Genomic DNA, 18,937 nt, shown 5'->3' on the forward strand with positions numbered 1-18,937 from the left:
GAGGGGTGATCTACGGCAGAGTTCTGCAAGCGTTACCTTGAGCCCTGCTTCAGGCCAACTTCAGGGTTTGGCCTTTTCCTCAGGGCATGAGGCCTATAGCCTTGCTCCCGCTCCTCGGGTTGCTGTCCCTCGCCTGGGCAAAAGACCCCTTGGACAAGGGTGTGGTCATCGCTGATGCGGGCAACCACCGTTTGGTGGAGCTCGCTGGGGAGGGGAGGCTTGTTCGGGTGATTCCCCTGCCCAGACCGTTCCGCTATACGGATGACGTCTTCTTGGCCCCCGGGGGGTCGGTGGCGTACATTACCGATCCCGAGGTGGATGTGGTGGGTGCGGTGGGCTATCCAGCGGGACGATTGCTTTGGCTCTACGGGCGGCCGGGCCACCCCGGAGCGGGACCGGGTCAGCTGGACAATCCCGATGACCTGGTGCCCTTGCCCTCGGGCCTGCTGGCCCTGGCGGACATCCGAAACTGCCGCATTCTCCTTTTTAGCCGGGAAGGAAAACTACAGAAGGTCCTGGGCCGGACAGGGGTCTGCCGCAACGCCGATGGGTTTTTCAATAAGCCCAATGGTGCTTTCCCCTTGGGGAAGGACAGGCTTCTGGTCACGGAGATCGCTGGGCATGACCTGGCGGTGGTGGACCTACAGGGCCACCGACTTGCCACCATTTCCCTTCCTGTGCACTACCCTTCCGACGCCAATCTGACGCCCTGGGGCACGGTTTTGGTGGTGGACTGGTGGTCCCCAGGGGCCGTGGTGGAGGTGGACCTTAAGGGGCACCTCCTCTGGCGCTACGCCCCAGAGGGGAAGGAGGAGCACCTCAACCATCCCTCGGTGGCCCTGGGCTTGAGGAATGGACTTGTGGTCCTTACCGACGACTGGCGACACCGGGTTCTGGTGGTGGATCGCAAGGAAAACCGGGTGGTCTTCCAGTACGGTAGGACCGACACTCCCGGCAGCGATCCGGGCTTCCTCCGGTATCCTGACGGCCTGGACCTTATCCGCTAGAGTGGAGATCATGCTGGCCTTACTTCTGGCTTTGGCCCCCTTACCTTTGGTGGAGGGGTATGCCCCACCGAAACCCCTGCCCCAGGAGCCCTTGCCCTCCTTGACCCTGCGACTTCCCCAGGTGGTGAGGGCAAACTACCTGGGCAACGGTTATATGGAGGTGGGGTACGTCCTCCTTCAGGTCGCCCCTAGGGAAGCATCCCCTGCCAATCTTCTTCGCCTGGCCCAGGAGGCGGTGAGGGGTGCCCTCGAGGCCCGGGTAAGCTTGGCCGAGGTGGATCTGGCCATCTACCCCGCTCCCTACGCGGGTCCAAAGGACCTCCCCCTCTTTACCGCCAGCGTGCCGAAGGCCCGCGCGCCCGAGTTTTTGGCTTTAAGGACGCCCCTCGGCTACGATCGCCTCTGGTTGAACCCCGGGATCCGTCAGGAGAAGCCCTTGGAGGCCATTCTGGAGGACCGCCCTCGGTACGAGGGCCCCGAGGCCTACCGGGCCAAGGAGAGGGCCGAGCAAATCCTTGCCAGCCGGGTAGGCCACCGGGGAGGTGTCCTCTACCACGGCAACCCTGGGCGTCCCTACGTGGCCCTTACCTTTGACGATGCTCCCCATCCCCTTTTTACCCCTCTCCTGCTGGATTTGCTCAAGCGGGAAGGGATTAAGGCCACCTTCTTCGTGATCGGGCGGAACGCCGAAGCCTATCCCTACTTCATCCGGGATCTGGTGGCGGCGGGGCACGAGCTGGGCAACCACACCTACCACCACGTCCGCCTTCCCGGGCTTGAGCCAGGCGAGATCCGGAGAGAGCTTCTCCTTTGCAACCAGGTCCTGGAACGCCTTACCAGGGTTTCTCCCCGCTACTTCCGCCCGCCTGGGGGCCGGTACGACCGCACGGTGCTCCAGGTGGCCCGGGACCTGGGCCTGACCACGGTTTTCTGGACCGATGATCCCGGGGACTATGCGGGGCTTTCCCTCCCCGTCCTGGAAAGGCGCCTCGAGGACCACCTCCGCCCGGGAGGCATCGTTCTTCTTCACGCCAACGTGGCCAACACCCTTAAGGTCCTTCCTGTCTTCATCCGTAAGGCCCGGGCCCAGGGGCTCGCCTTGGGTACGGTGGAGGGCCTGGTACTAGCCCAGCGATGACGCTCTCGGCGCGGAGCCTGGCCCTGGATGCCTTTCGGGGGCTCACCGTGGCCCTCATGCTTTTCGTCAACAACCTTCCCCCGGGGGCACCCCCGTACCTGGAACACGGCCCCTTCGGCGGAAGCGTCTACCTCGCCGACCTGGTCTTCCCCTGGTACCTCCTGGCTATGGGGGCCGCCATCCCTTTTAGCCGCGCCAGCGCCCTAAGGAGGGGCGTGGCCGAGTGGCTCTACGAACTCCGTATTCTTCGCCGGGTCGTTCTTTTGTTCCTCCTAGGCCTGGGTCTCACCAGTTTGCAGATGGGTCGGTGGGTCTTTGCCTTGGACGTCCTGCAGCTTCTGGCCCTGGCCTACTGGCTTGGGGCTTGGCTTTATGATCTTCCTCTCCTCCGCCGTACCCTTCTTGCCCTGTTCCTCATGGTTGCTTACGGGGCGGCCATTCTCCTGGTTCCCGTACCCGGAGTAGGGCCGGGGATCTTTGCCGAGGACCGAAACCTGCTCCTCCATCTGAACCGCACCTATCTGATGCCCTTGGGCTTAAGGGGGCTTCCTTCCGCCATACCCACGGGCGCCTTCGTCCTTTTGGCCACGGGCTTGGGGGAGGCCCTCATGAAAGGGCGAAGCCTCTGGCCGTGGGGGGTACTGGGCCTTGTTGGGGGACTAGTTTTCCTGCCCTTTCTCCCACCCGATAAGACCTACTGGACTCCCACCTACCTCCTCCCAACCCTGTTCCTGGGGGCCTTGACCCTGGAGGTCCTTAAGCGCCTGCCCCGGGGTATCCTCCGGCCCCTGCGCCCGTTTGGGGCCAACCCCCTCTTGGCCTATGTCCTCCCCCTGGCCCTCAAGCTCACCTGGCTCCGGGGGTTTTGGAGCTTGCTCCTGGGAACCTTCTTGGCGCATGGAGGGCCTGCTGGGGGATACCTTTTCACCCTCAGCTATATCCTGTTCTGGTGGCTGGTCTTCTGGGTTCTGGACCGGCTGGGGCTATACCTTCGCCTTTAGCCTCGAGGGGGCCTTTCACCCTCGACCGGGGGTTTGGGCTGAGGAGCGTGGGGAACCGCTTGTGGATCCTCCTTCTCCGTTTTGGGTTCCTCGGCCAGGCCCTCCACGCTTTTCTTGAACTCCCGCACCGATTGCCCTAGGCCTCGGGCCAGCTCAGGCAACTTCCTCGGCCCAAACAGGAGAAGGGCTACCACCAGGATGGCCACCAACTGCGCTGGGCTGTCAATCATAGCCCTACCTTAGGCCGGGAAACTGAATCCCACCTGAAGCCCGCGCCTTTGCGGGGGAGAGCCTAGACCTTGGCAAGGGGAAGCGTTATGGCCACCCGGGCACCTCTAGAGGTATTTTGGGCGCTAACGCTCCCCCCATGCCACCGTACGATCGCGGCTACAATGGACAGGCCCAGACCGCTACCCTGAAGGCGGTGTTCCTCTTTAGCCTGGTAAAAACGCTGGAAAACGTAGGGCAAAGCCTCCTCGGGAAAACCAGGCCCTTCGTCCTCCACGGCCAACACGGCATATCCCCCTTGCCTTTGGAGAAAGAGGGTTACCCTGGCTCCCTGTGGGGAGAACTTGAGGGCGTTATCGAGGAGATTGCGCACTGCCATGGCCAGGGCTATCGGGTCTCCCCAAAGGATTAGGAGCTCCTGGGGTAGCTCCATCTCCAGCCTCACCCCCCTGGCGGCGAAGAGGGGAGAGATGTCCTCCACGGTCTCCTGGATTACGGCGCTAAGGTCTAGCCGCTCTCGCCTGAAGCCCTGGCCTGCTTCGGCCCTTGCCAAGTGCAGGAGGTCTTCCACCAATCGCAAAAGCTTTTGCCCTGCCTTTAAGGCCTGGGCTAAACGGGGTTCTAGGCGGGGGTCCCGGTTTTCCTCCCGGGCCTGTTCCAACCTCCCCAGGAGGACGGTGAGGGGGGTACGGAGTTCGTGCGCGGCGTCTTGAGTGAAGCGGTGTTCCCTTTCCAATGCCGACAACAGGGCGCTAAAAAGGGCGTTAAAGGCCTCAGCCAGGGTACGGAGCTCATCCTGGGAAGACGGCAAGGGGAGGGGTTCCCAAGTCTGGGTGTGGGCTCTGGTGTGGGCAGCCAGGGTAAGTTGGCGCACGGGTGCCAGGGCTCGGCCTACAAGGAGGTATCCCAGCAAACCGGTAAGCGTAAATGCCAGCGGACCAATCCAGCGCAGAACTCGGTCCATAGCCTCCAGGCTTTCCTGTATTCCCTCCAGGGGACGCCCGGCTAATAACACGCCACCCGGAAGTTTAAGCCCGCAAAAACGCCATGCTCTTTGGGAGAAGCATCCTTCCTGGAGGGATGAGGGGGGCGCAGGAGGCAGCTTCCCCAGGGTGCCCACGAGGTTTCCCTCACGGTAAAGCAGGATGGCCAAGTCTCCCGGGAGCTCCTTAAGAGCGGGGTCTTCCTCCCCAGGGTGCTCCAGGCGCAGGTGCCCATTTTCCTCATTGACCAAGGGGCGGGCAAGGGCCAGGGCCTCGAGGAGGGAGCGATCTAGGTTGGACCGTAAGAGGGTGGCAAGCCCCTGACGGAGACCAAGTCCCGAGACTAGGAGCACGGCCGAAACCAAGAATGCCGCAAAGAGGGTTAGGCGAAGCCTGAGGCTCATCCCACCAACCGGTAGCCCAAACCCCGACGGGTTTCGATGACGTCTTCGGCAAGTTTTCGCCTGAGGCGGGAAATGTAGGCGTCAAGACTCCTCGGATCCACGCTTGCCTCGCCGGGCCAGAGGTGCTCTAAAAGATCCTCCCGTTGAAAAAAGCGCCCGGGATTTAGGGCCAGGAACTCCAGAAGCGACCACTCCTTGGAGGTGAGGGAAACTTCTTCGCCTAGCCAAAAAGCCCGTTTTGCCCATAGGTCCAGGCGTAGCCGGCCGATCACCACCTGGTTGGCCGCCTCGCCAGCTGCCCGTCGCAGAAGGGCACGCACCCGGGCTCGCAGTTCCCGCAGGTGGAAGGGCTTCACCAGGTAGTCGTCTGCCCCGGCCTCCAGCCCCTCCACGCGGTCATCCACTCCATCCCGGGCAGTGAGGATCAGCACGGGCACACGGCTACCCCTCTGGCGCAGGTATTTTAGTACCCGTATACCGTCCTGCCGGGGTAAGCCAAGGTCCAGAACCAGGAGATCGTAGGGAAAAGCCTCTGCCAAACCTAGAGCTTCTTCCCCGTCGTGAGCCCAGTCCACCGCGTGAAGCTCCCCCTCGAGGGTTTCCTTTACCAAGGCTCCCACCTCTGGGTCGTCCTCCACGAGGAGAATCCGCATACCAACCCCCTTAGGACTTATTCGGCTGGAGCCAGACGAGAAGGGTCCAAAAGGTGGCTAAGGCCCATCCCGCCAGCACGTCCGAGGGATAGTGCACTTGGAGGTAGAGCCGTGAGATGCCTACCAAGAAGGCCCAGGGTAAGCCGAGGACCAAGACCCAAACGGCCTTATCAGGGAATCGGTGCCGAAGGAGAAAATATAGGCCTAACACCAAGGCCAGTGACGCCACGCTATGTCCGGAGGGGAAACTGAAATCGTGCTCAGGCGTGAGCTGGGGAAAGAGGTGAGGCCTTCCGCGGGCAAAGGCTAGCTTCCCCGCCTGGGTGAGAAGCACTGCTCCTCCGAAACCCAGGACAAACCGTGGCCAGGGCCAACGCCAGAGGTAGCCTCCCACCGCAAGGACCAATGCTAGTGGGCCGATAACCTTGGCCGAGGCGGTCTGGGTTAAGGCCATGGCCAATTGGTCCAAGGTGGGTGACCGCCACTGATGCAGCTGGTGCAGGATGGGCGTATCAAAGGGGAACCCCTCCTTCTCGTAAACGTCCTCAGCCAAGGATAGGAACCCCAGAAGAGCGATGAGGGAAATCCCCCACGCCCAAACAAGCGCCAAGGTGCCGGAAACTCGGAGGATGGGCCATCTGATTTTCACAGGTCCTCCCGGTCAGAATCCTAGCCTCGGGGCCGACCGGCCCCGAGGCCAGGATAAGTTTAAGGCTTACTTATTCCTCACTTTCTCCTTCTTCCCCTCCTTGATCCTCGTGCTCACCTCCCTTGCCCTCGTGCTCCTCGTAGCCTGTAGCTTCCTTGTGGAGCACCTGCCCGTTGCCGGCATCCACCTTTACCTCCTGGCCAGTGATCACCACTTCCCAAGCCAAGTAGCCGTTCTCCACGGAAAGCTTCACTGCCGTTGGGGAAGCCTGGGTGCCCAGGGCTTTTTGAGCCACCCGTACCGCTTCGTCCGCCGTGACCTTGGCCAGGGACTGGTAGGCCTGGGAGGTAGCGTCCTCCTGCACAGGGATGCTCCCCACATAGCTAGGGGACTGAGCGCCGGCTTGGCTGGAGGAGTTCCCACCCATACCCTTCTGGGCTACAGCCATAACGCTTGCCAAGCTGCCAAGGGCCAACAGGATCCACTTTGCGTTCCTCTTCATCTTCGCCTCCTTTTTCCGAGCCTTCCGCCCGGACACCCTTACCCTAGGGGGGCAACCTTGCATGGCGGTGACAAGGCATGAGATGAGGATAATAACTTATTGCGAACGATAACTACTTGTATTTGGTTGACCTACTCCCTATACTGGTACCCATGAAGCTGGCCGACCTGGTTCAAAGTGAGCGCCATCTGGTCCTTCAGGTGGTTCAACCCGCCCTTCTTGGCCTAATGGACGGATCTGTGGCTACGCTGGCTCCTCTGTTTGCGGCTGCTGAGCTTACAGGGCAACCCCATAGTGCCTTTCTGGTAGGCATGGCCGCAGCCTTGGGGGCGGGGATTTCCATGGGCCTGGCGGAAGCGGTTTCCGACGACGGGAAGCTTTCGGGCCGGGGGCACCCCTTGCTAAGAGGAGGTGTTACAGGGTTAGCCACCTTCCTGGGAGGTACGTTTCACACCCTGCCCTTCCTGATCCCTCAGATCAGGCTGGCCCTCCTCCTGGCCTCCATGGTGGTGGTGGTGGAGCTCCTCGCCATCGCCTGGATCCGGTACCGCTATATGAAAAGCTCCTTGTGGAGCACTGTGATTCAGGTGCTCGGAGGGGGTTTGATCGTTTTCTTCGTGGGCTTGACCCTGGGTCGCTTCGGGGGTTGAGCCCAGAGGGGGGTTCATCATGGTGTTATGGTCGAGCATGTCCGGGAAGTTTTGGGAGACCCCACCACGGTGTTGTTCACCCTTCTGCGCGTGGCTGTGGTTTACCTGGTTCTCCTCGCGTACCTCCGGCTGAGCGGGAAGCGGGTCTTAGGCCAGATGACTCCTTTAGACCTTCTTACCCTCTTACTGCTATCCAACGTGGTGCAAAATGCCATGATCGGCCCGGACAACAGCCTCGTGGGTGGGTTGCTGGGGGCTGGACTGCTGCTGGCCTTGGACCGGCTCCTCTCTCAAAGTCCCCTGCGGCGGAGCTTTCTTGGGCACCCAACCCTTTTGGTCCATGATGGAAAGCCTATCCCCGACAACCTGTTGCGGGAAGGAGTGGACCTCGAGGAGCTCATGGCTGCCCTTCGCGAGCACGGAGTAGGGCACCTCGAGGACGTGCTGAGCGCTGTGTTGGAAGTGGACGGCACCATCAGCGTGGTACCCAGGGATCACCTCTTGCCTAAGCGCCTTAGGAAGGTACGCTCCAGCCGAAACCGCTAGGGGGCCATGGGCGGGTTGGAGGCGGGAGTAAAAAGCTCGTTCTTCCGCACAAAGGCCTCCATGAAGCGCCCGAGAATCTCCATCTGGCTACGATGGGCTTTAAGGGCTTGCAGTTTCCTTGCCTCCTCCTCCCGAGTGAGGTCCAGGCGCTGCCAGGCGAGGTGCCGGCCCCTGGGAGGCGGTTCCAGATAGAGCCCGGGGTGAAGGCCTTTGGGCAAGGGCCACTCCAGCCCCCCGTGGACAATGTAGAAACGGAGCCTGGAGAGCCATCCTCGCTCCCCTAGGAGCCTCAAGGCCATGTAGGCCGTGGCGCGGTGGTCCACGTGGGCATCCTCGGGGGCGGGCGCCGCCACGATATCCGGGGCCACCCGCTCCAGGATACGTCGCAAGTCCGTTTCCCAGGCCTCCCCCGTGTAGGGGGCCCCTGGGGAGACGGTGCCGGGGTAGGCCACGCGATCCAGGCGGGTGGCGGGGGAGCGGTAGGGGGTGAAAAAGTTTTCCAGGAACAGGTGAAGAAGACCCCGGTCCGGATACCCTAGGAAGAAGAGGTGGTTCTCGGGAACCCCTAAGGTGCGGGCCGCCGCCTTGGCTTCCCCAAGGCGCCTTTCCGCCAGTTTCCTAAGGTCTTCAGGCCTGGGCCTAAGGGTACGGTCCAAGAGAGCGGCGTCCCACTGGAAACCATCCCCCAGGGTCATCCAGGTGATGAACACCTGTCCTCCTGAGGCCTGTACCTTCTGGATCAGGCCACCCGCAGCCAGGGTTTCGTCATCGGGGTGGGGGGCCAAGACCAGGAGCCTCTGCCGGAACGACCCTTCCCAGGGTGTTAAGGCACCAACCCGGCCCCGATAGTACCATGCATACCCCTGTTGGAGAAGCCAAGGTGCGTTGATTACCAAGGCTGTCAGCAGGATTAGAAAAACGAAAAACCCAATGGCCATCCGCCGCCCCACAGCTTCAACCTAACACGGAACACTTTCCAGGGTAGAGGTCGGGGTTTCAGGTGGGCTACAGACAGGCGGACCACGCTAAGGGTGGAGGTGAGGTGGTTATGCTCAGGCGGTTGTGGATGGTAGCAGCAACGTTGGTTTTGGCTCTGGCCCAGGCCCAGGTTCAACCTCCAGACCCTGCCCAGTTTGGCTTTCCCACCGTGACGGCAAGCCTTATCGTCCAGCCGTGGGATTACATGCGCCTTGGGCTGGGCGGCTTGGTTCTCACGGTACCCTCTGGGGCCTTCGGACAGGATCCTGTGCGGCTGGAAATCCTGACCGGGGACCCTGCTTACTGGCAGGCCTACGCTCCCCAGGGGGAAAAGGTGGTCTTTGCCTTTGCCCTGCGGGTTACCGATCTCAAGACCGGACAAAGGATCCTGCGCTTTGCCAAGCCTCTCCACTTTTCCTACTATGGCCCCGCCATTACGCCTGATTCCCACTACCTGGATGTGAGCCTGACCAGTCCCCCTAGCGTGGCCCCCAATCCGGTGAAGCCCAACGTGGAGATCTTTCCCCTGGGGCCAAGGCATCGCAACGGACGGCTTTCCCATCCTATCGTGGGGGCCGGTGTGGGCTGGCTGGTGACTTCCCCCGCTACTACTTCTAGGTGAGGTCCCCATGTCCCGGCAGCACGCAGCCTTGGTCCTGGCGCTGGTGGCGCTTTCGGGCGGCATGCTTTGGTGGGCTCTGGATCGGGCCGACGGACAGGGCAGCGCACCGCCGCCACCCCCTTCGTCCGGAAACCTGCAAGGGCTTCTTCCGGATGAGGCCAACACGGTGGAGATCGCTGCCCGCTACGGCCCGGGGGTGGTTCTGGTGCAAAGCTTCCTTCCCGGACAAACCCTGCCCCCCAACGTGCCGCCCCAGTTTGCCCCCTTTTTCGCTCCCTTTCTCCAGCCTCCGCAGGTGGGTACGGGATCCGGGTTCTTTGTGGACCTCAAAGGTTACATCCTCACTAACTATCACGTGGTGCAGGGGGCGGAACGCATCCAGGTACGCCTTCAAGGGGATCCCAGGGCGTATCCCGCTTGGGTGGTGGGCTCCGTACCCTCCTTGGACTTGGCCCTGCTCAAAACCGATGCCAAGCCCCCTGTGGTGTTGCCCCTTGGGGACTCAGACAGGGTCTTGGTGGGCCAGAAGGCCATCGCTATCGGCAATCCCTTTGGCTTGGAGTTTACCGTGACCACCGGGGTGATCTCCGCCATCCGGCAAAACCCCGGGGCCGTGGATCCCTTGGTGCCCAAGCTTCTCCAGACCGATGCCCCTATCAATCCGGGAAACTCCGGTGGGCCCCTATTGGATTCCCGGGGTGAGGTGATCGGAGTGAATACCGCAATCCTTTCCCCCACGGGGCAGGTGGGAGCGCCCCAGTATTCCGGGGTAGGCTTCGCCATCCCCATCAACTTGGTGAAGGAGTGGCTACCCGCCATGAAGGCGGGAAGGCAGGTCACAGAAGGGGAGGTCTTGGCCAGGAGGCCGAGGCTAGGGGTAGAGGTTCTTCCCCTGAGCGCCCTGCCACCCACCTTGCGGGCCCAGTACCGTTTTCCGGACCAGGGTCTTTTGGTTCAGAAGGTGGCCCCGGGTTCCCCTGCCGCCTTAGCAGGGCTAAAGGGGGCGAGCCGCTTTGTTACGCTGGCCGATCCGGCGAGCGGGCAAGGCCTTCGGGTGGGGGTGGACGGCGACGTGATCCTCGAGGCTAACGGGAACTCCCTGGACCAGCCATGGGACCTGCAGAACCTCTTGGCCAACCTGGGTCCAGGCGAGACGGTGGTCCTAAAGGTTTGGCGGCAGGGTCGGATCCTGCAGGTCCGGGTGATGCCGGAAAGGGGTAGGTGATGGATTTCGGTAACCTGATCAACAACTTCTTCTGGCTTTTCCTCGTCTTTGCCTTCTTGAGCCCCTATTTCCAGCGCCAGGCCCTCGAGGCCGCCCGCACCCGGCAGATCCTAAGCCTTGAAAGGAAGCGGGGAAGCCGGGTCATCACCCTGATCCACCGCCAAGAGGCCATCGATCTTCTCGGGATTCCCGTGGCCCGGTACATTGACGTGGACGACTCCGAGGAGGTGCTAAGGGCCATCCGCCTCACGGATCCCGGTATGCCCATCGACCTCGTTCTCCACACCCCCGGGGGGTTGGTCCTGGCGGCGGAGCAGATTGCCCTGGCTCTCCTGAAACACCCGGCCAAGGTAACCGTCTTCGTTCCCCACTATGCCATGTCTGGGGGAACGTTAATCGCCCTGGCCGCCGATGAAATCATCATGGATGAGAACGCGGTCCTGGGCCCAGTGGATCCGCAGATCGGAGAGTATCCGGCGGCGAGCCTCCTTGCCCTGGTTCAGAGCAAGCCCCTGGATAAGATCGAGGATGCTACCCTCATCAGGGCAGACATGGCTGCCAAGGCCATCAAACAGGTGGCGGAACTGGCAGAAAAGCTTCTGGCAAAGCACATGGACCCGGAGAGGGCCGCCACCACTGCCCGCCTCCTTTCCCAAGGCACCTGGACCCACGATTACCCCATCACGGTGGAAGAGGCCAGGGGACTCGGCCTTCCTGTATCCACCAGTATGCCTCGGGAGGTGTACGCCCTTATGAGCCTGTACCCCCAGACCCAGATTCGACGACCCAGCGTGCAGTACATTCCCCTTCCCTATACCAAAGGGGGTCAAGAATGAGACGAAAACAGGAACCGTTAGGCCTTACCCAGACCATTCTTCTGGCGCTTCTTGTGGCCTTTGCAGGCACCACTTTTTACTTTGCCCTCAACTACCTGGCCTTGCGTGAACAGGGGGTAAGCAAGGGTTCCGCTACCGCCAACATCAGTGGCTCTATCCCTGCTCTCCCCCAGGACTTTCCTGAGAGTCTAGACCAGACCGTGGCCCTTGGTAAGGACATCTTCATGAACACCAAGGACCATCCCTTGAGCAAGGCCTATGTGGGCAACGCCCTCAGCTGCACCTCCTGCCACCTAAATGGGGGCACGGATCCCAAGGGGCTCACGTTGGTGGGCACTGCCACCGCCTTCCCCGCCTACTCCCCCCGGGAAAAGGCGGTCATCACCCTGCAAAACCGCATTGGGGACTGCTTTATGCGGAGCCTCAATGGTACCCTTCCCCCATTAGGGGGTCCGGTTCTGGTGGCCCTCGAGGCCTACATCGCTTCCCTTTCCCAGGGCATGCCCCTGCACATGAACCCCAAAAGCCCCACCGGACCCAATGCCTTAAAGCCCCTCTCGGTGGACTGGACCCGAGCGGACGCGCAACGGGGGAAGAGCCTCTACCAAGCCAAGTGTGCTGTCTGCCATGGGGCTGAGGGCCAGGGACAAGTAGGACCCCCCCTTTGGGGTCCGAAATCCTACAACGCCGGTGCCGGGATGGCCAACTGGAAGAATCTGGCCGCCTTCGTCCACGGGGCCATGCCCCTGGGTAACCCCAACTTATCCCCCGACGAGGCCCGGGACATCGCCGCTTATGTGGACAGCCAGCCCCGGCCTACCTTCCGCTTACAAGAACACCTTCCTCCCTCAGGGGAGCTAGGGGTTTACACCTCCAAGGTGCTGGATGAGGTTAAGGAAGTTCAGCCGGTGAGACCATGATGGGGAGAGCCTCGGCGGACCATGCTGCTTCAGGAGGGCCCGTTACCCATTTGGTGGTCTTGGGGATCAGCGGGGACCTGGCCCGGCGCCTTCTTGTGCCAGCCCTCGTGAGGCTCCAAGGGCAGGGTCAGCTTCCTCCCCTGAGGATATGGGGGTTTGGCGCAGAGAGCTGGGACACCGGGGAGCTTCTTGCCCACCTCGAGGCAGCCCTCCGGGAAAAGCCGGGTCTGGACCTTTCTGCCTGGCAGCGGCTGAAGGGATCTATCTGCTACCGGAACGCGGAGATCTCCCCGGAAGGGCTTTCCCCCTTGCGCCACCTGGAGGGGCCGGCCCTCTTCTACTTGGCCCTGCCCCCAAGCCTCTTTCCAAAGGCGGTGTTGGCCTTGGGTGAGCTCAATCTGGCCCAGGAAAACACGGGTTGGAGGCGGATTGCTGTGGAAAAACCCTTCGGCTACGACTTGGCTTCCGCACAGGCCTTGAACCGGCTTCTCCAACGCTACTTTCGGGAAGACCAGATCCTCAGGGTAGACCACTTCCTGGGCAAGACCTCCGTGACCAATCTCCTGGAGCTTCGCTATCGGAACCCTTCCCTTGAAGCCTTGTGGGAGCGGAAGGGAGTCGCCTGGGTAGAGATCACCTATGCGGAGACCTTGGGCCTCGAGGGAAGAGCCCGTTATTACGAGCAGGCCGGGGCTTTACGGGACATGCTTCAGAACCACCTGCTCCAACTCCTGGCCCTGGTGGTCATGGAACCCCCTTCCCGTCTGGAAGCCGCCTCCATTCGCGCCCAGAGGGCGGAGGCCCTGCGGTCGGTGCAGACGGCGGAGCCCCGCCTGGCCGTCCGCGGCCAGTACCAGGGTTACCTGGAAGAGCCCAGGGTGGCCCCGGATTCCCCGCGCGAAACCTTTGTGGCCGTAAGGCTTGCTACCCATGCTCCCAGGTGGCTTGGCGTACCTTTCTACCTGCGGAGCGGCAAGCGCCTAGCGGCGCGGTCCGGCTTCATCTTCCTGGCTTTTCATTCCTCCCCCGAGGGCCAAAGGGGTGGGCTTCTCCTTCGCCTGAGCCCAGAGGTGGGACTGGACCTGACCCTGCTGGGAAGGGGCAAGCCGGAAACCCTTTCCTTCCGGCTGGGGCCCGAGCCCGAGTTCGACGCCTACGAGGAAGTGCTCCTTGCCGCCTTATCCGGGGACCTCACCCCTTTTCCTTCCCAGGAGGAGGTGGAGGAGGCCTGGCGCATCCTTGACCCCGTGCTGAAGGCTTGGGAAGAGGGGGAACCCGAGGTCTATCCCCAGGGAAGCGAGGGACCTAGGGGCCAGATGGGGATCCTGAAGCCTGGCCATGCCTGGGTTTCCCTAAGGGGGTGAAGATGCTGGGGTTGATAGGGCTGGGACGCATGGGTTTGGGCATGGCCAAGAGGTGGCGGGCCCGGAGTCTGCCGGTGGTGGGGTATGACCCGGATCTGGAGGCTCAGGCCTGGGCCGGGAAAGAGGGTATAGGGTTGGCCACGAGCTTGGTGGCCCTTGCGGGGCAACTTCCTTCGCCCAAGACCTTCTGGCTCATGGTGCCGGCCGGGGCCGTGGACAGCGTTCTCGAGGGCTTGACCCCTCACCTTTCCCCAGGAGATTTGGTGGTGGATGGAGGAAACTCCTTCTACCGGGAAAGCCAGCGCCGGGGGGAAGCCCTAGCCCAAAAGGGGGTGGGCTTCGTGGATGTGGGGGTTTCCGGGGGCCTCTGGGGGGCCAAGGAAGGTTACGGGCTTATGGTGGGAGGGGAGGCCAGATGGGTGGCCCGGCTTGAACCCTACCTGGCAGCCCTGGCCCCGGAGGGAGGGTGGGTGCACGCGGGGACGCTGGGGGCGGGGCACTACACCAAGATGGTACACAACGGGGTGGAGTACGCCCTTATGGAAGCTTATGCGGAGGGCGCAGAACTCCTCTATGCTGGCCGGGAGGAGTTGGGTCTGGATCCAGCCCGCATCCTTTCCGCTTGGCGCCAGGGGACCATCGTGAGGAGCTTCCTTCTGGACAGGCTAGCCGAGGTAGTCCAGGGCCCTTTGGAGGGGATAGCCCCGTTGGTGGAGGATTCGGGCGAGGGGCGCTGGGCGGTGGAGGAGGGCCTGCGCCGAGGGGTTGCCCTACCGGCCATGGCCCAGGCCTTGTTTGTTCGCTGGGAAAGCCAGGGCCGGGCCGGCCTGCGCTTCCGGCTCTTAGCCCTATTGCGCCGGGCCTTTGGCGGCCATGCGGTGAGGAGGGAGGATGAGGGTTAAAACCTTCCCTAGCCCGCAGGCGGCCCTGGCGGGAGCCCTTGCCTGGCTTATGGAGAACTTGCTCTACGCCTCCTGCGGGGTTTTAGCCGGGGGGGAAACCCCTCTACCCGTGTATCGGGCCCTTGCCCGGCAGGGGGTCCGCTATCCTGGGGTTTTGCTCCTGTCGGACGAGCGCTGGCTGGAACCGGGGGATCCCGGAACCAACCTCTACCGGGTAGGCCAGGCCCTGGGGTCTTTAAGGGAGCGCCTCCTTCCCTTTCCCCTGGGGCTTTCCCCTGAGCAGGCTCGGGACTGGATGGAGGAACGGATTCGCCCTTTCTTACCCTTTGATTTTGCCCTTTTGGGGCTGGGTGAGGAAGGGCACACCGCAAGCCTTTTCCCCGGGAGTCCTGCCCTGGGGTCCTCCCGCCTGGTGGAGGTGGCGGTGGGGCCCACATACCCTTCCCTCCGCCTAACCCTCACCCCTAAGGCCCTTTCTGGCACTCGCCTGGTTCTCTTCCTGGCCCTGGGTCCGGCCAAACGGCAGGCCATCCTTCGGGTGGCCAGGGGAGAGGACCTCCCGCCTAACCGCATTCGGGCCGAAGAGAAGTGGATCTTCACCGATCAAGAGGTGTGAGCATGGAGGCCTTTGGCAAGCCGGGGATTCCGCCCACCTGGGCCAGCAGCGCAAAGGACTGGATAGGCACGGCCCTTGGGAGAAGCCGGGTCTGGTACACCCTGGGCCGCGGGATCCTCAACGAGGTTTACTGGCCCGCCACCGGCCGTCCCCAGATGCGGGACCTGGGCTTCATCGTGGCGAAAAGGGGGTTCTGGGCGGAGGTGAAGCGGGTTAACCGCTATCGCCTCGAGGCCACGCCCCTCTTCCCCACGGTGCGCGTGGTACACGAGGGCGAGGAGTACCGCCTTACCCTGGAACTGGTCCCCGATCCCCAACGGGATGTCCTGCTGATCGGTTATACCCTGGAGGGGGAAGGCTTTCGCCTGTATCCCCTCCTCGCTCCCCACCTTGGGGGAACGGGTTATGGGAACACCGCCTGGGTGAAGGAGGGCGCACTTCTGGCGGCCAAGGGATCCGAGGCCCTAGCCCTCCTGGGCCCGTTCCTTAGGGGAAGCGCAGGTTATGTGGGTTTCTCGGATGGCTGGCAAGATTTTGCCCAAAACGGGGCTATGACCTGGACCTTTGCCAGGGCTGCGGATGGCAACGTGGCCCTCATGGGTGAGCTGGAGGGAAAGAAGGGCGTTATGGCCTTGGCCTTCGCCACTACCCCGGAGGGGGCCCTTACCCTAGGTCGATCTGCCCTGGGGGAAGGTATAGAAACGATCCAGGAAAAAGCCTCTGCCACCTGGAGCGAGATAGCGCCACCCCAGTTTCCCGGAGAGGATGAGGAACTCTTACGGGAGGCACAGGTTTCCTACCACGTCCTCAAGGTGCACGAGGACCGCACCTACCCCGGGGCCTTGGTGGCGAGCTTGTCCGTGCCCTGGGGCAATACCCGGGACGACCCTGGGGGCTACCATCTGGTTTGGAGCCGGGACCTGGTGGAGGTGGCCTTCGCCTACCTGGCCCTTGGGCAGTTCGCCGAGACTCGAGGGATCCTCACCTACCTGGCGGCTGTTCAGGCCGAGGATGGCCACTGGGCGCAGAATTTCTATCCGGATGGCCGGGCCTACTGGCAGGGCGTGCAAATGGATGAAGCCGCTTTGCCCGTCCTTCTGGCCCTAAAGTTTAGGGAGTTGGGGCAACTTTCCCCAAACGGCCCTCTCCGCCAGATGGTACGGCGGGCAGTGGGCTTTCTGGCCCGGGAGGGTCCGGTGAGCCCCCAGGACCGCTGGGAGGAAAGCCCTGGCCTTTCCCCCTTTACCTTGGCCGTAAGCGTTGCCGCCCTGTCTGGGGCTGCCTTATACGGCTTTTTGCAGGGGGAGGAGGCGGAGTATGCGCTTTCCCTTGCGGACTGTTGGAATGCGCGCATTGAGGAATGGTGCTACGTGAAGGGTTCGGGGCTGGACCGGGCGGTAGGTGTGGAGGGCCATTATGTTCGCTTATCCCCTTCGGGTCCCCTGGGTCCCAGGGGTCGGGTTCAGGTGGCCAACCGAGCTGGTGTGGCCGTGGATGTGGCGGAGCTTCTGGGCCTGGAGTTTTTGTGGCTGGTGCGCCTGGGTCTGCGACGTCCCCAAGACCCTCGCATCGTTTCTACCCTGGCCCTGGTGGACAGGCATCTTCGGGTGGATCTTCCCACCGGCATTTTCTACCGTCGCTACCCGGAGGATGGATACGGGGAGCATGGGGATGGAAGCGCCTTTGACGGCACTGGCCAGGGCCGGGCCTGGCCCCTTCTTACCGGGGAGCGGGGAATGTACGCACTACTTTCCGGGGAAGACCCGTGCCCCTACCTAAGGAGCATGGCCCGGGGGACCGGGCGTGGTAGGCTCATCCCTGAGCAGGTATGGGATGCGGATCCTATCCCGGAAAAGGGGCTTCTTCCGGGCCGCCCTACCGGTAGCGCCCAACCTCTTCTTTGGGCCCATGCGGAGTACTTGAAGCTCTACACGGCCTATCACCAACGGACCGGTCCCGTGGAGCGCCTAGGACGGGTGATGGAGCGCTACGAGCGGGGGTCGTCGCCGCAGGTGCGCCATTGGCGGCGGGAGGTCCCCGTTCTTCGCCTTTCCCCCACGGAACGCCTTCTGGTGGAGTGCCGCAAGCCTTTCCGGCTCCACTTGGGCTGGGAGGGATGGAAGGATCCTGAGGATGTAGAGGCGGAACCCCTGCCGTTTGGGCTCTACGGGGTTCTTTTGGACCTCGAGGATCATTCCGAGGTAAACTTCACCTTCTTTTACCCGGACGAGAACCGTTGGGAAGGAAGGGACTACCAAGTGCGGAGGGGTTAGATGGAACGGGAGGATCCCACACTAAGGCGTGAGCGGCGCTTGATCCTGGCCCTGATAGGCACCAGCATGGGTTTCGCCACACTCTCGGCACTCTTGGTGGCCAAAGACCTCATTCCCAAACCTTCGCAGACCCCCGATAAGCTTCCGCCTCAGGTAGGGGACATCCTGGTCTACGCAACAGGTCACAAAGAGGGAACTCCCATTGACCCCGGGAGGCTTCCCTTGGGTGGGCCCTTCGTTCTGGCCTACCCCATGGATCCCAAGACCAGGGTCATCCGAAACGGGGATGCCAAAAGCACTCTCCTGGTGGTACGCCTGGACCCTGCATCCCTGGTTCCCGAAGTGCGGCAGCATGCCGTAGGGGGCGTGGTGGTCTATTCTGCGGTTTGCACCCACCTGGGTTGCATCGTGAGCCTGTGGCATCCCCAGAAGCAGTTAGCCCAATGCCCCTGCCATGGCGGGGAGTACGATCTGGCCCAGGATCGGGTGGTGGCGGGCCCACCTCCGAGGCCGCTTCCCTTGTTGCCGGTGCGCCAAGAGGGTGGGGTTTTGGTGGTGGCGGGTCCCTTCACGGGGCCGGTGGGAGTAGTTTAGAGGAATGAGCGTTTGGGAGTTTAGCCTGGGGGTTTTCCTGGGCAGTACCCTGGCGGGGTTTCTGGGGGCACTCACGGGCCTAGGGGGAGGGGTGGTGTTGGTGCCCCTTTTGGTGCTGGTCTTCCGGGTAGACCTGCACCACGCTTTGGGGGCTTCCTTGGTGTCGGTGATCGCCACCAGCAGTGGGGCTGCTGCTGCCTATGTACGGGAAGGGTACACCAATCTCCGGCTGGGTATGTTCTTGGAGCTAGCCACCACCCTTGGGGCCCTCTTAGGTGCAGGCCTACTCGGTGTCCTGCCCAAACGGCTTGTGGCCCTGGTGTTTGGCCTTGTCTTACTTCACTCCGCCTACTTAAGCTACCAAGGTCGCCTCGAGGACCAGCCCATAGATCCCAAGGACTCGGATCCCCTGGCGAAAAGGTTGCGATTGGAAGGAGGCCTTCCCAGCCCTGAGGGGGAGCGGGCCTATGGGGTGCGCTGCTTGTTGGCGGGCCTGGGCCTTATGGGGTTGGCGGGGGTTCTCTCCGGACTCCTTGGCATCGGGTCGGGAGCCGTCAAGGTGTTGGCCATGGACCGGGTTATGGGGCTTCCTTATAAGGTTTCCACCACCACTTCCAACTTCATGATCGGAGTCACGGCCGCCGCCAGCGCTGGCATTTACCTTAGGCAGGGTTACATTGACCCCAGGGTGAGCTTTCCGGTGATGCTGGGTGTACTCCTTGGCGCCTTCCTGGGAGCAAGGATCTTGCCGCGAAGCTCTACCTCGTGGTTGCGAACCCTCTTTACCCTGGTTATCGCGGCCCTTGGCTTGCAAATGGTAGCTCAGGGGGTTGGGAAGTGAGGCGG

21 protein-coding genes are annotated in these 18,937 nt (G+C 62.6%); 15 read left to right on the forward strand and 6 right to left on the reverse strand.

Annotated elements, in window-relative coordinates; genetic code table 11:
• Positions 1-101 precede the first annotated feature (101 nt).
• The 3 genes from KQ693_RS08515 to KQ693_RS08525 are packed head-to-tail and all read left to right on the forward strand — an operon-like array spanning position 102 to position 3,146.
• The gene (locus tag KQ693_RS08515) at positions 102-1,007 is read left to right on the forward strand and encodes an NHL repeat-containing protein (protein WP_267260929.1); all 906 of its coding nucleotides are present in this window, start codon (positions 102-104) and stop codon (positions 1,005-1,007) included.
• A 10-nt stretch (positions 1,008-1,017) separates the two neighbouring features.
• Entirely contained in the window at positions 1,018-2,145 is a 1,128-nt protein-coding gene (locus KQ693_RS08520; RefSeq protein WP_267260930.1) for a polysaccharide deacetylase family protein, read from the forward strand.
• Positions 2,142-3,146 carry a heparan-alpha-glucosaminide N-acetyltransferase domain-containing protein gene (locus tag KQ693_RS08525; protein ID WP_038069173.1) on the forward strand — a complete coding sequence of 335 codons (1,005 nt, stop codon included), beginning with the start codon at positions 2,142-2,144 and terminating at the stop codon, positions 3,144-3,146. Before KQ693_RS08520 ends, KQ693_RS08525 begins: the two co-directional genes overlap by 4 nt.
• Here KQ693_RS08525 and KQ693_RS08530 read toward each other — a convergent pair.
• The 5 genes from KQ693_RS08530 to KQ693_RS08550 all read right to left on the reverse strand — a co-directional run bounded on the left by KQ693_RS08530 (position 3,143) and on the right by KQ693_RS08550 (position 6,427).
• A complete protein-coding gene (locus tag KQ693_RS08530) occupies positions 3,143-3,376 on the reverse strand; it encodes a Sec-independent protein translocase subunit TatA/TatB (RefSeq protein WP_015717011.1) in 234 nt (77 codons plus the stop codon). The two genes, KQ693_RS08525 and KQ693_RS08530, sit on opposite strands and share 4 nt — an antisense overlap.
• 62 nt (positions 3,377-3,438) lie before the next feature.
• A complete protein-coding gene (locus KQ693_RS08535) occupies positions 3,439-4,338 on the reverse strand; it encodes a sensor histidine kinase (RefSeq protein WP_267260931.1) in 900 nt (299 codons plus the stop codon).
• A 419-nt stretch (positions 4,339-4,757) separates the two neighbouring features.
• A complete protein-coding gene (locus tag KQ693_RS08540; RefSeq protein ID WP_135255857.1) occupies positions 4,758-5,414 on the reverse strand; it encodes a response regulator transcription factor in 657 nt (218 codons plus the stop codon).
• A 10-nt stretch (positions 5,415-5,424) separates the two neighbouring features.
• On the reverse strand, positions 5,425-5,868 hold the full coding sequence (locus KQ693_RS08545; RefSeq protein ID WP_246584145.1) for a phosphatase PAP2 family protein: 444 nt from the start codon (positions 5,866-5,868) through the stop codon (positions 5,425-5,427).
• A 265-nt stretch (positions 5,869-6,133) separates the two neighbouring features.
• Positions 6,134-6,427, reverse strand: a complete 294-nt coding sequence (locus tag KQ693_RS08550) for a PepSY domain-containing protein (protein ID WP_267260932.1) — start codon at positions 6,425-6,427, stop codon at positions 6,134-6,136.
• A 449-nt stretch (positions 6,428-6,876) separates the two neighbouring features.
• Between KQ693_RS08550 and KQ693_RS08555 the strand changes: the two genes are divergently transcribed.
• Together KQ693_RS08555 and KQ693_RS08560 are read left to right on the forward strand one after the other, a co-directional pair.
• On the forward strand, positions 6,877-7,215 hold the full coding sequence (locus tag KQ693_RS08555) for a VIT1/CCC1 transporter family protein (RefSeq protein ID WP_252829337.1): 339 nt from the start codon (positions 6,877-6,879) through the stop codon (positions 7,213-7,215).
• 27 nt (positions 7,216-7,242) lie between these two features.
• The gene (locus tag KQ693_RS08560; RefSeq protein ID WP_135255861.1) at positions 7,243-7,761 is read left to right on the forward strand and encodes a DUF421 domain-containing protein; all 519 of its coding nucleotides are present in this window, start codon (positions 7,243-7,245) and stop codon (positions 7,759-7,761) included.
• Here KQ693_RS08560 and KQ693_RS08565 read toward each other — a convergent pair.
• Positions 7,758-8,699, reverse strand: coding sequence for a PIG-L deacetylase family protein (locus tag KQ693_RS08565; protein ID WP_267262369.1), 942 nt, complete (start codon positions 8,697-8,699; stop codon positions 7,758-7,760). The genes KQ693_RS08560 and KQ693_RS08565 overlap by 4 nt on opposite strands.
• Positions 8,700-8,809: 110 nt before the next feature.
• Between KQ693_RS08565 and KQ693_RS08570 the strand changes: the two genes are divergently transcribed.
• From KQ693_RS08570 to KQ693_RS08615, 10 genes are read left to right on the forward strand one after another with little or no spacing between them, the layout of a single operon-like run.
• Positions 8,810-9,361 carry a hypothetical protein gene (locus tag KQ693_RS08570; protein ID WP_015717014.1) on the forward strand — a complete coding sequence of 184 codons (552 nt, stop codon included), beginning with the start codon at positions 8,810-8,812 and terminating at the stop codon, positions 9,359-9,361.
• A gap of 7 nt (positions 9,362-9,368) precedes the next feature.
• A complete protein-coding gene (locus KQ693_RS08575; protein WP_267260933.1) occupies positions 9,369-10,586 on the forward strand; it encodes a S1C family serine protease in 1,218 nt (405 codons plus the stop codon).
• Complete coding sequence (locus KQ693_RS08580) at positions 10,586-11,422, forward strand: SDH family Clp fold serine proteinase (RefSeq protein ID WP_267260934.1); 837 nt, start codon at positions 10,586-10,588, stop codon at positions 11,420-11,422. The genes KQ693_RS08575 and KQ693_RS08580 overlap by 1 nt, the downstream gene beginning before the upstream one ends.
• Positions 11,419-12,342, forward strand: a complete 924-nt coding sequence (locus KQ693_RS08585; RefSeq protein WP_267260935.1) for a c-type cytochrome — start codon at positions 11,419-11,421, stop codon at positions 12,340-12,342. The genes KQ693_RS08580 and KQ693_RS08585 overlap by 4 nt, the downstream gene beginning before the upstream one ends.
• Before the next feature lie 53 nt (positions 12,343-12,395).
• On the forward strand, positions 12,396-13,706 hold the full coding sequence (locus tag KQ693_RS08590; protein ID WP_267262370.1) for a glucose-6-phosphate dehydrogenase (NADP(+)): 1,311 nt from the start codon (positions 12,396-12,398) through the stop codon (positions 13,704-13,706).
• A gap of 2 nt (positions 13,707-13,708) precedes the next feature.
• Complete coding sequence (locus tag KQ693_RS08595; protein WP_267260936.1) at positions 13,709-14,608, forward strand: NADP-dependent phosphogluconate dehydrogenase; 900 nt, start codon at positions 13,709-13,711, stop codon at positions 14,606-14,608.
• Complete coding sequence (locus tag KQ693_RS08600) at positions 14,598-15,224, forward strand: 6-phosphogluconolactonase (protein ID WP_267260937.1); 627 nt, start codon at positions 14,598-14,600, stop codon at positions 15,222-15,224. The genes KQ693_RS08595 and KQ693_RS08600 overlap by 11 nt, the downstream gene beginning before the upstream one ends.
• Before the next feature lie 2 nt (positions 15,225-15,226).
• Positions 15,227-17,497, forward strand: a complete 2,271-nt coding sequence (locus KQ693_RS08605) for a glycoside hydrolase family 15 protein (RefSeq protein ID WP_267260938.1) — start codon at positions 15,227-15,229, stop codon at positions 17,495-17,497.
• On the forward strand, positions 17,498-18,091 hold the full coding sequence (locus tag KQ693_RS08610) for a QcrA and Rieske domain-containing protein (protein ID WP_267260939.1): 594 nt from the start codon (positions 17,498-17,500) through the stop codon (positions 18,089-18,091).
• 4 nt (positions 18,092-18,095) lie between these two features.
• On the forward strand, positions 18,096-18,932 hold the full coding sequence (locus tag KQ693_RS08615) for a sulfite exporter TauE/SafE family protein (RefSeq protein WP_267260940.1): 837 nt from the start codon (positions 18,096-18,098) through the stop codon (positions 18,930-18,932).
• Positions 18,933-18,937 lie beyond the last annotated feature (5 nt).

Source organism: Thermus brevis, from assembly GCF_026427635.1.
GTDB lineage: Bacteria > Deinococcota > Deinococci > Deinococcales > Thermaceae > Thermus > Thermus antranikianii.

Bases quoted from the DNA above. Each gene is read 5' to 3' on its own strand.
- KQ693_RS08520 (WP_267260930.1), top strand. From the start codon at position 1,018: ATGCTGGCCTTACTTCTGGCTTTGGCCCCCTTACCTTTGGTGGAGGGG.
- KQ693_RS08525 (WP_038069173.1), top strand. From the start codon at position 2,142: ATGACGCTCTCGGCGCGGAGCCTGGCCCTGGATGCCTTTCGGGGGCTC.
- KQ693_RS08530 (WP_015717011.1), bottom strand. From the start codon at position 3,376: ATGATTGACAGCCCAGCGCAGTTGGTGGCCATCCTGGTGGTAGCCCTT.
- KQ693_RS08535 (WP_267260931.1), bottom strand. From the start codon at position 4,338: ATGGACCGAGTTCTGCGCTGGATTGGTCCGCTGGCATTTACGCTTACC.
- KQ693_RS08540 (WP_135255857.1), bottom strand. From the start codon at position 5,414: ATGCGGATTCTCCTCGTGGAGGACGACCCAGAGGTGGGAGCCTTGGTA.
- KQ693_RS08545 (WP_246584145.1), bottom strand. From the start codon at position 5,868: ATGGCCTTAACCCAGACCGCCTCGGCCAAGGTTATCGGCCCACTAGCA.
- KQ693_RS08555 (WP_252829337.1), top strand. From the start codon at position 6,877: ATGGCCGCAGCCTTGGGGGCGGGGATTTCCATGGGCCTGGCGGAAGCG.
- KQ693_RS08560 (WP_135255861.1), top strand. From the start codon at position 7,243: ATGGTCGAGCATGTCCGGGAAGTTTTGGGAGACCCCACCACGGTGTTG.
- KQ693_RS08565 (WP_267262369.1), bottom strand. From the start codon at position 8,699: ATGGCCATTGGGTTTTTCGTTTTTCTAATCCTGCTGACAGCCTTGGTA.
- KQ693_RS08570 (WP_015717014.1), top strand. From the start codon at position 8,810: ATGCTCAGGCGGTTGTGGATGGTAGCAGCAACGTTGGTTTTGGCTCTG.
- KQ693_RS08575 (WP_267260933.1), top strand. From the start codon at position 9,369: ATGTCCCGGCAGCACGCAGCCTTGGTCCTGGCGCTGGTGGCGCTTTCG.
- KQ693_RS08580 (WP_267260934.1), top strand. From the start codon at position 10,586: ATGGATTTCGGTAACCTGATCAACAACTTCTTCTGGCTTTTCCTCGTC.
- KQ693_RS08585 (WP_267260935.1), top strand. From the start codon at position 11,419: ATGAGACGAAAACAGGAACCGTTAGGCCTTACCCAGACCATTCTTCTG.
- KQ693_RS08595 (WP_267260936.1), top strand. From the start codon at position 13,709: ATGCTGGGGTTGATAGGGCTGGGACGCATGGGTTTGGGCATGGCCAAG.
- KQ693_RS08600 (WP_267260937.1), top strand. From the start codon at position 14,598: ATGAGGGTTAAAACCTTCCCTAGCCCGCAGGCGGCCCTGGCGGGAGCC.
- KQ693_RS08605 (WP_267260938.1), top strand. From the start codon at position 15,227: ATGGAGGCCTTTGGCAAGCCGGGGATTCCGCCCACCTGGGCCAGCAGC.
- KQ693_RS08610 (WP_267260939.1), top strand. From the start codon at position 17,498: ATGGAACGGGAGGATCCCACACTAAGGCGTGAGCGGCGCTTGATCCTG.
- KQ693_RS08615 (WP_267260940.1), top strand. From the start codon at position 18,096: ATGAGCGTTTGGGAGTTTAGCCTGGGGGTTTTCCTGGGCAGTACCCTG.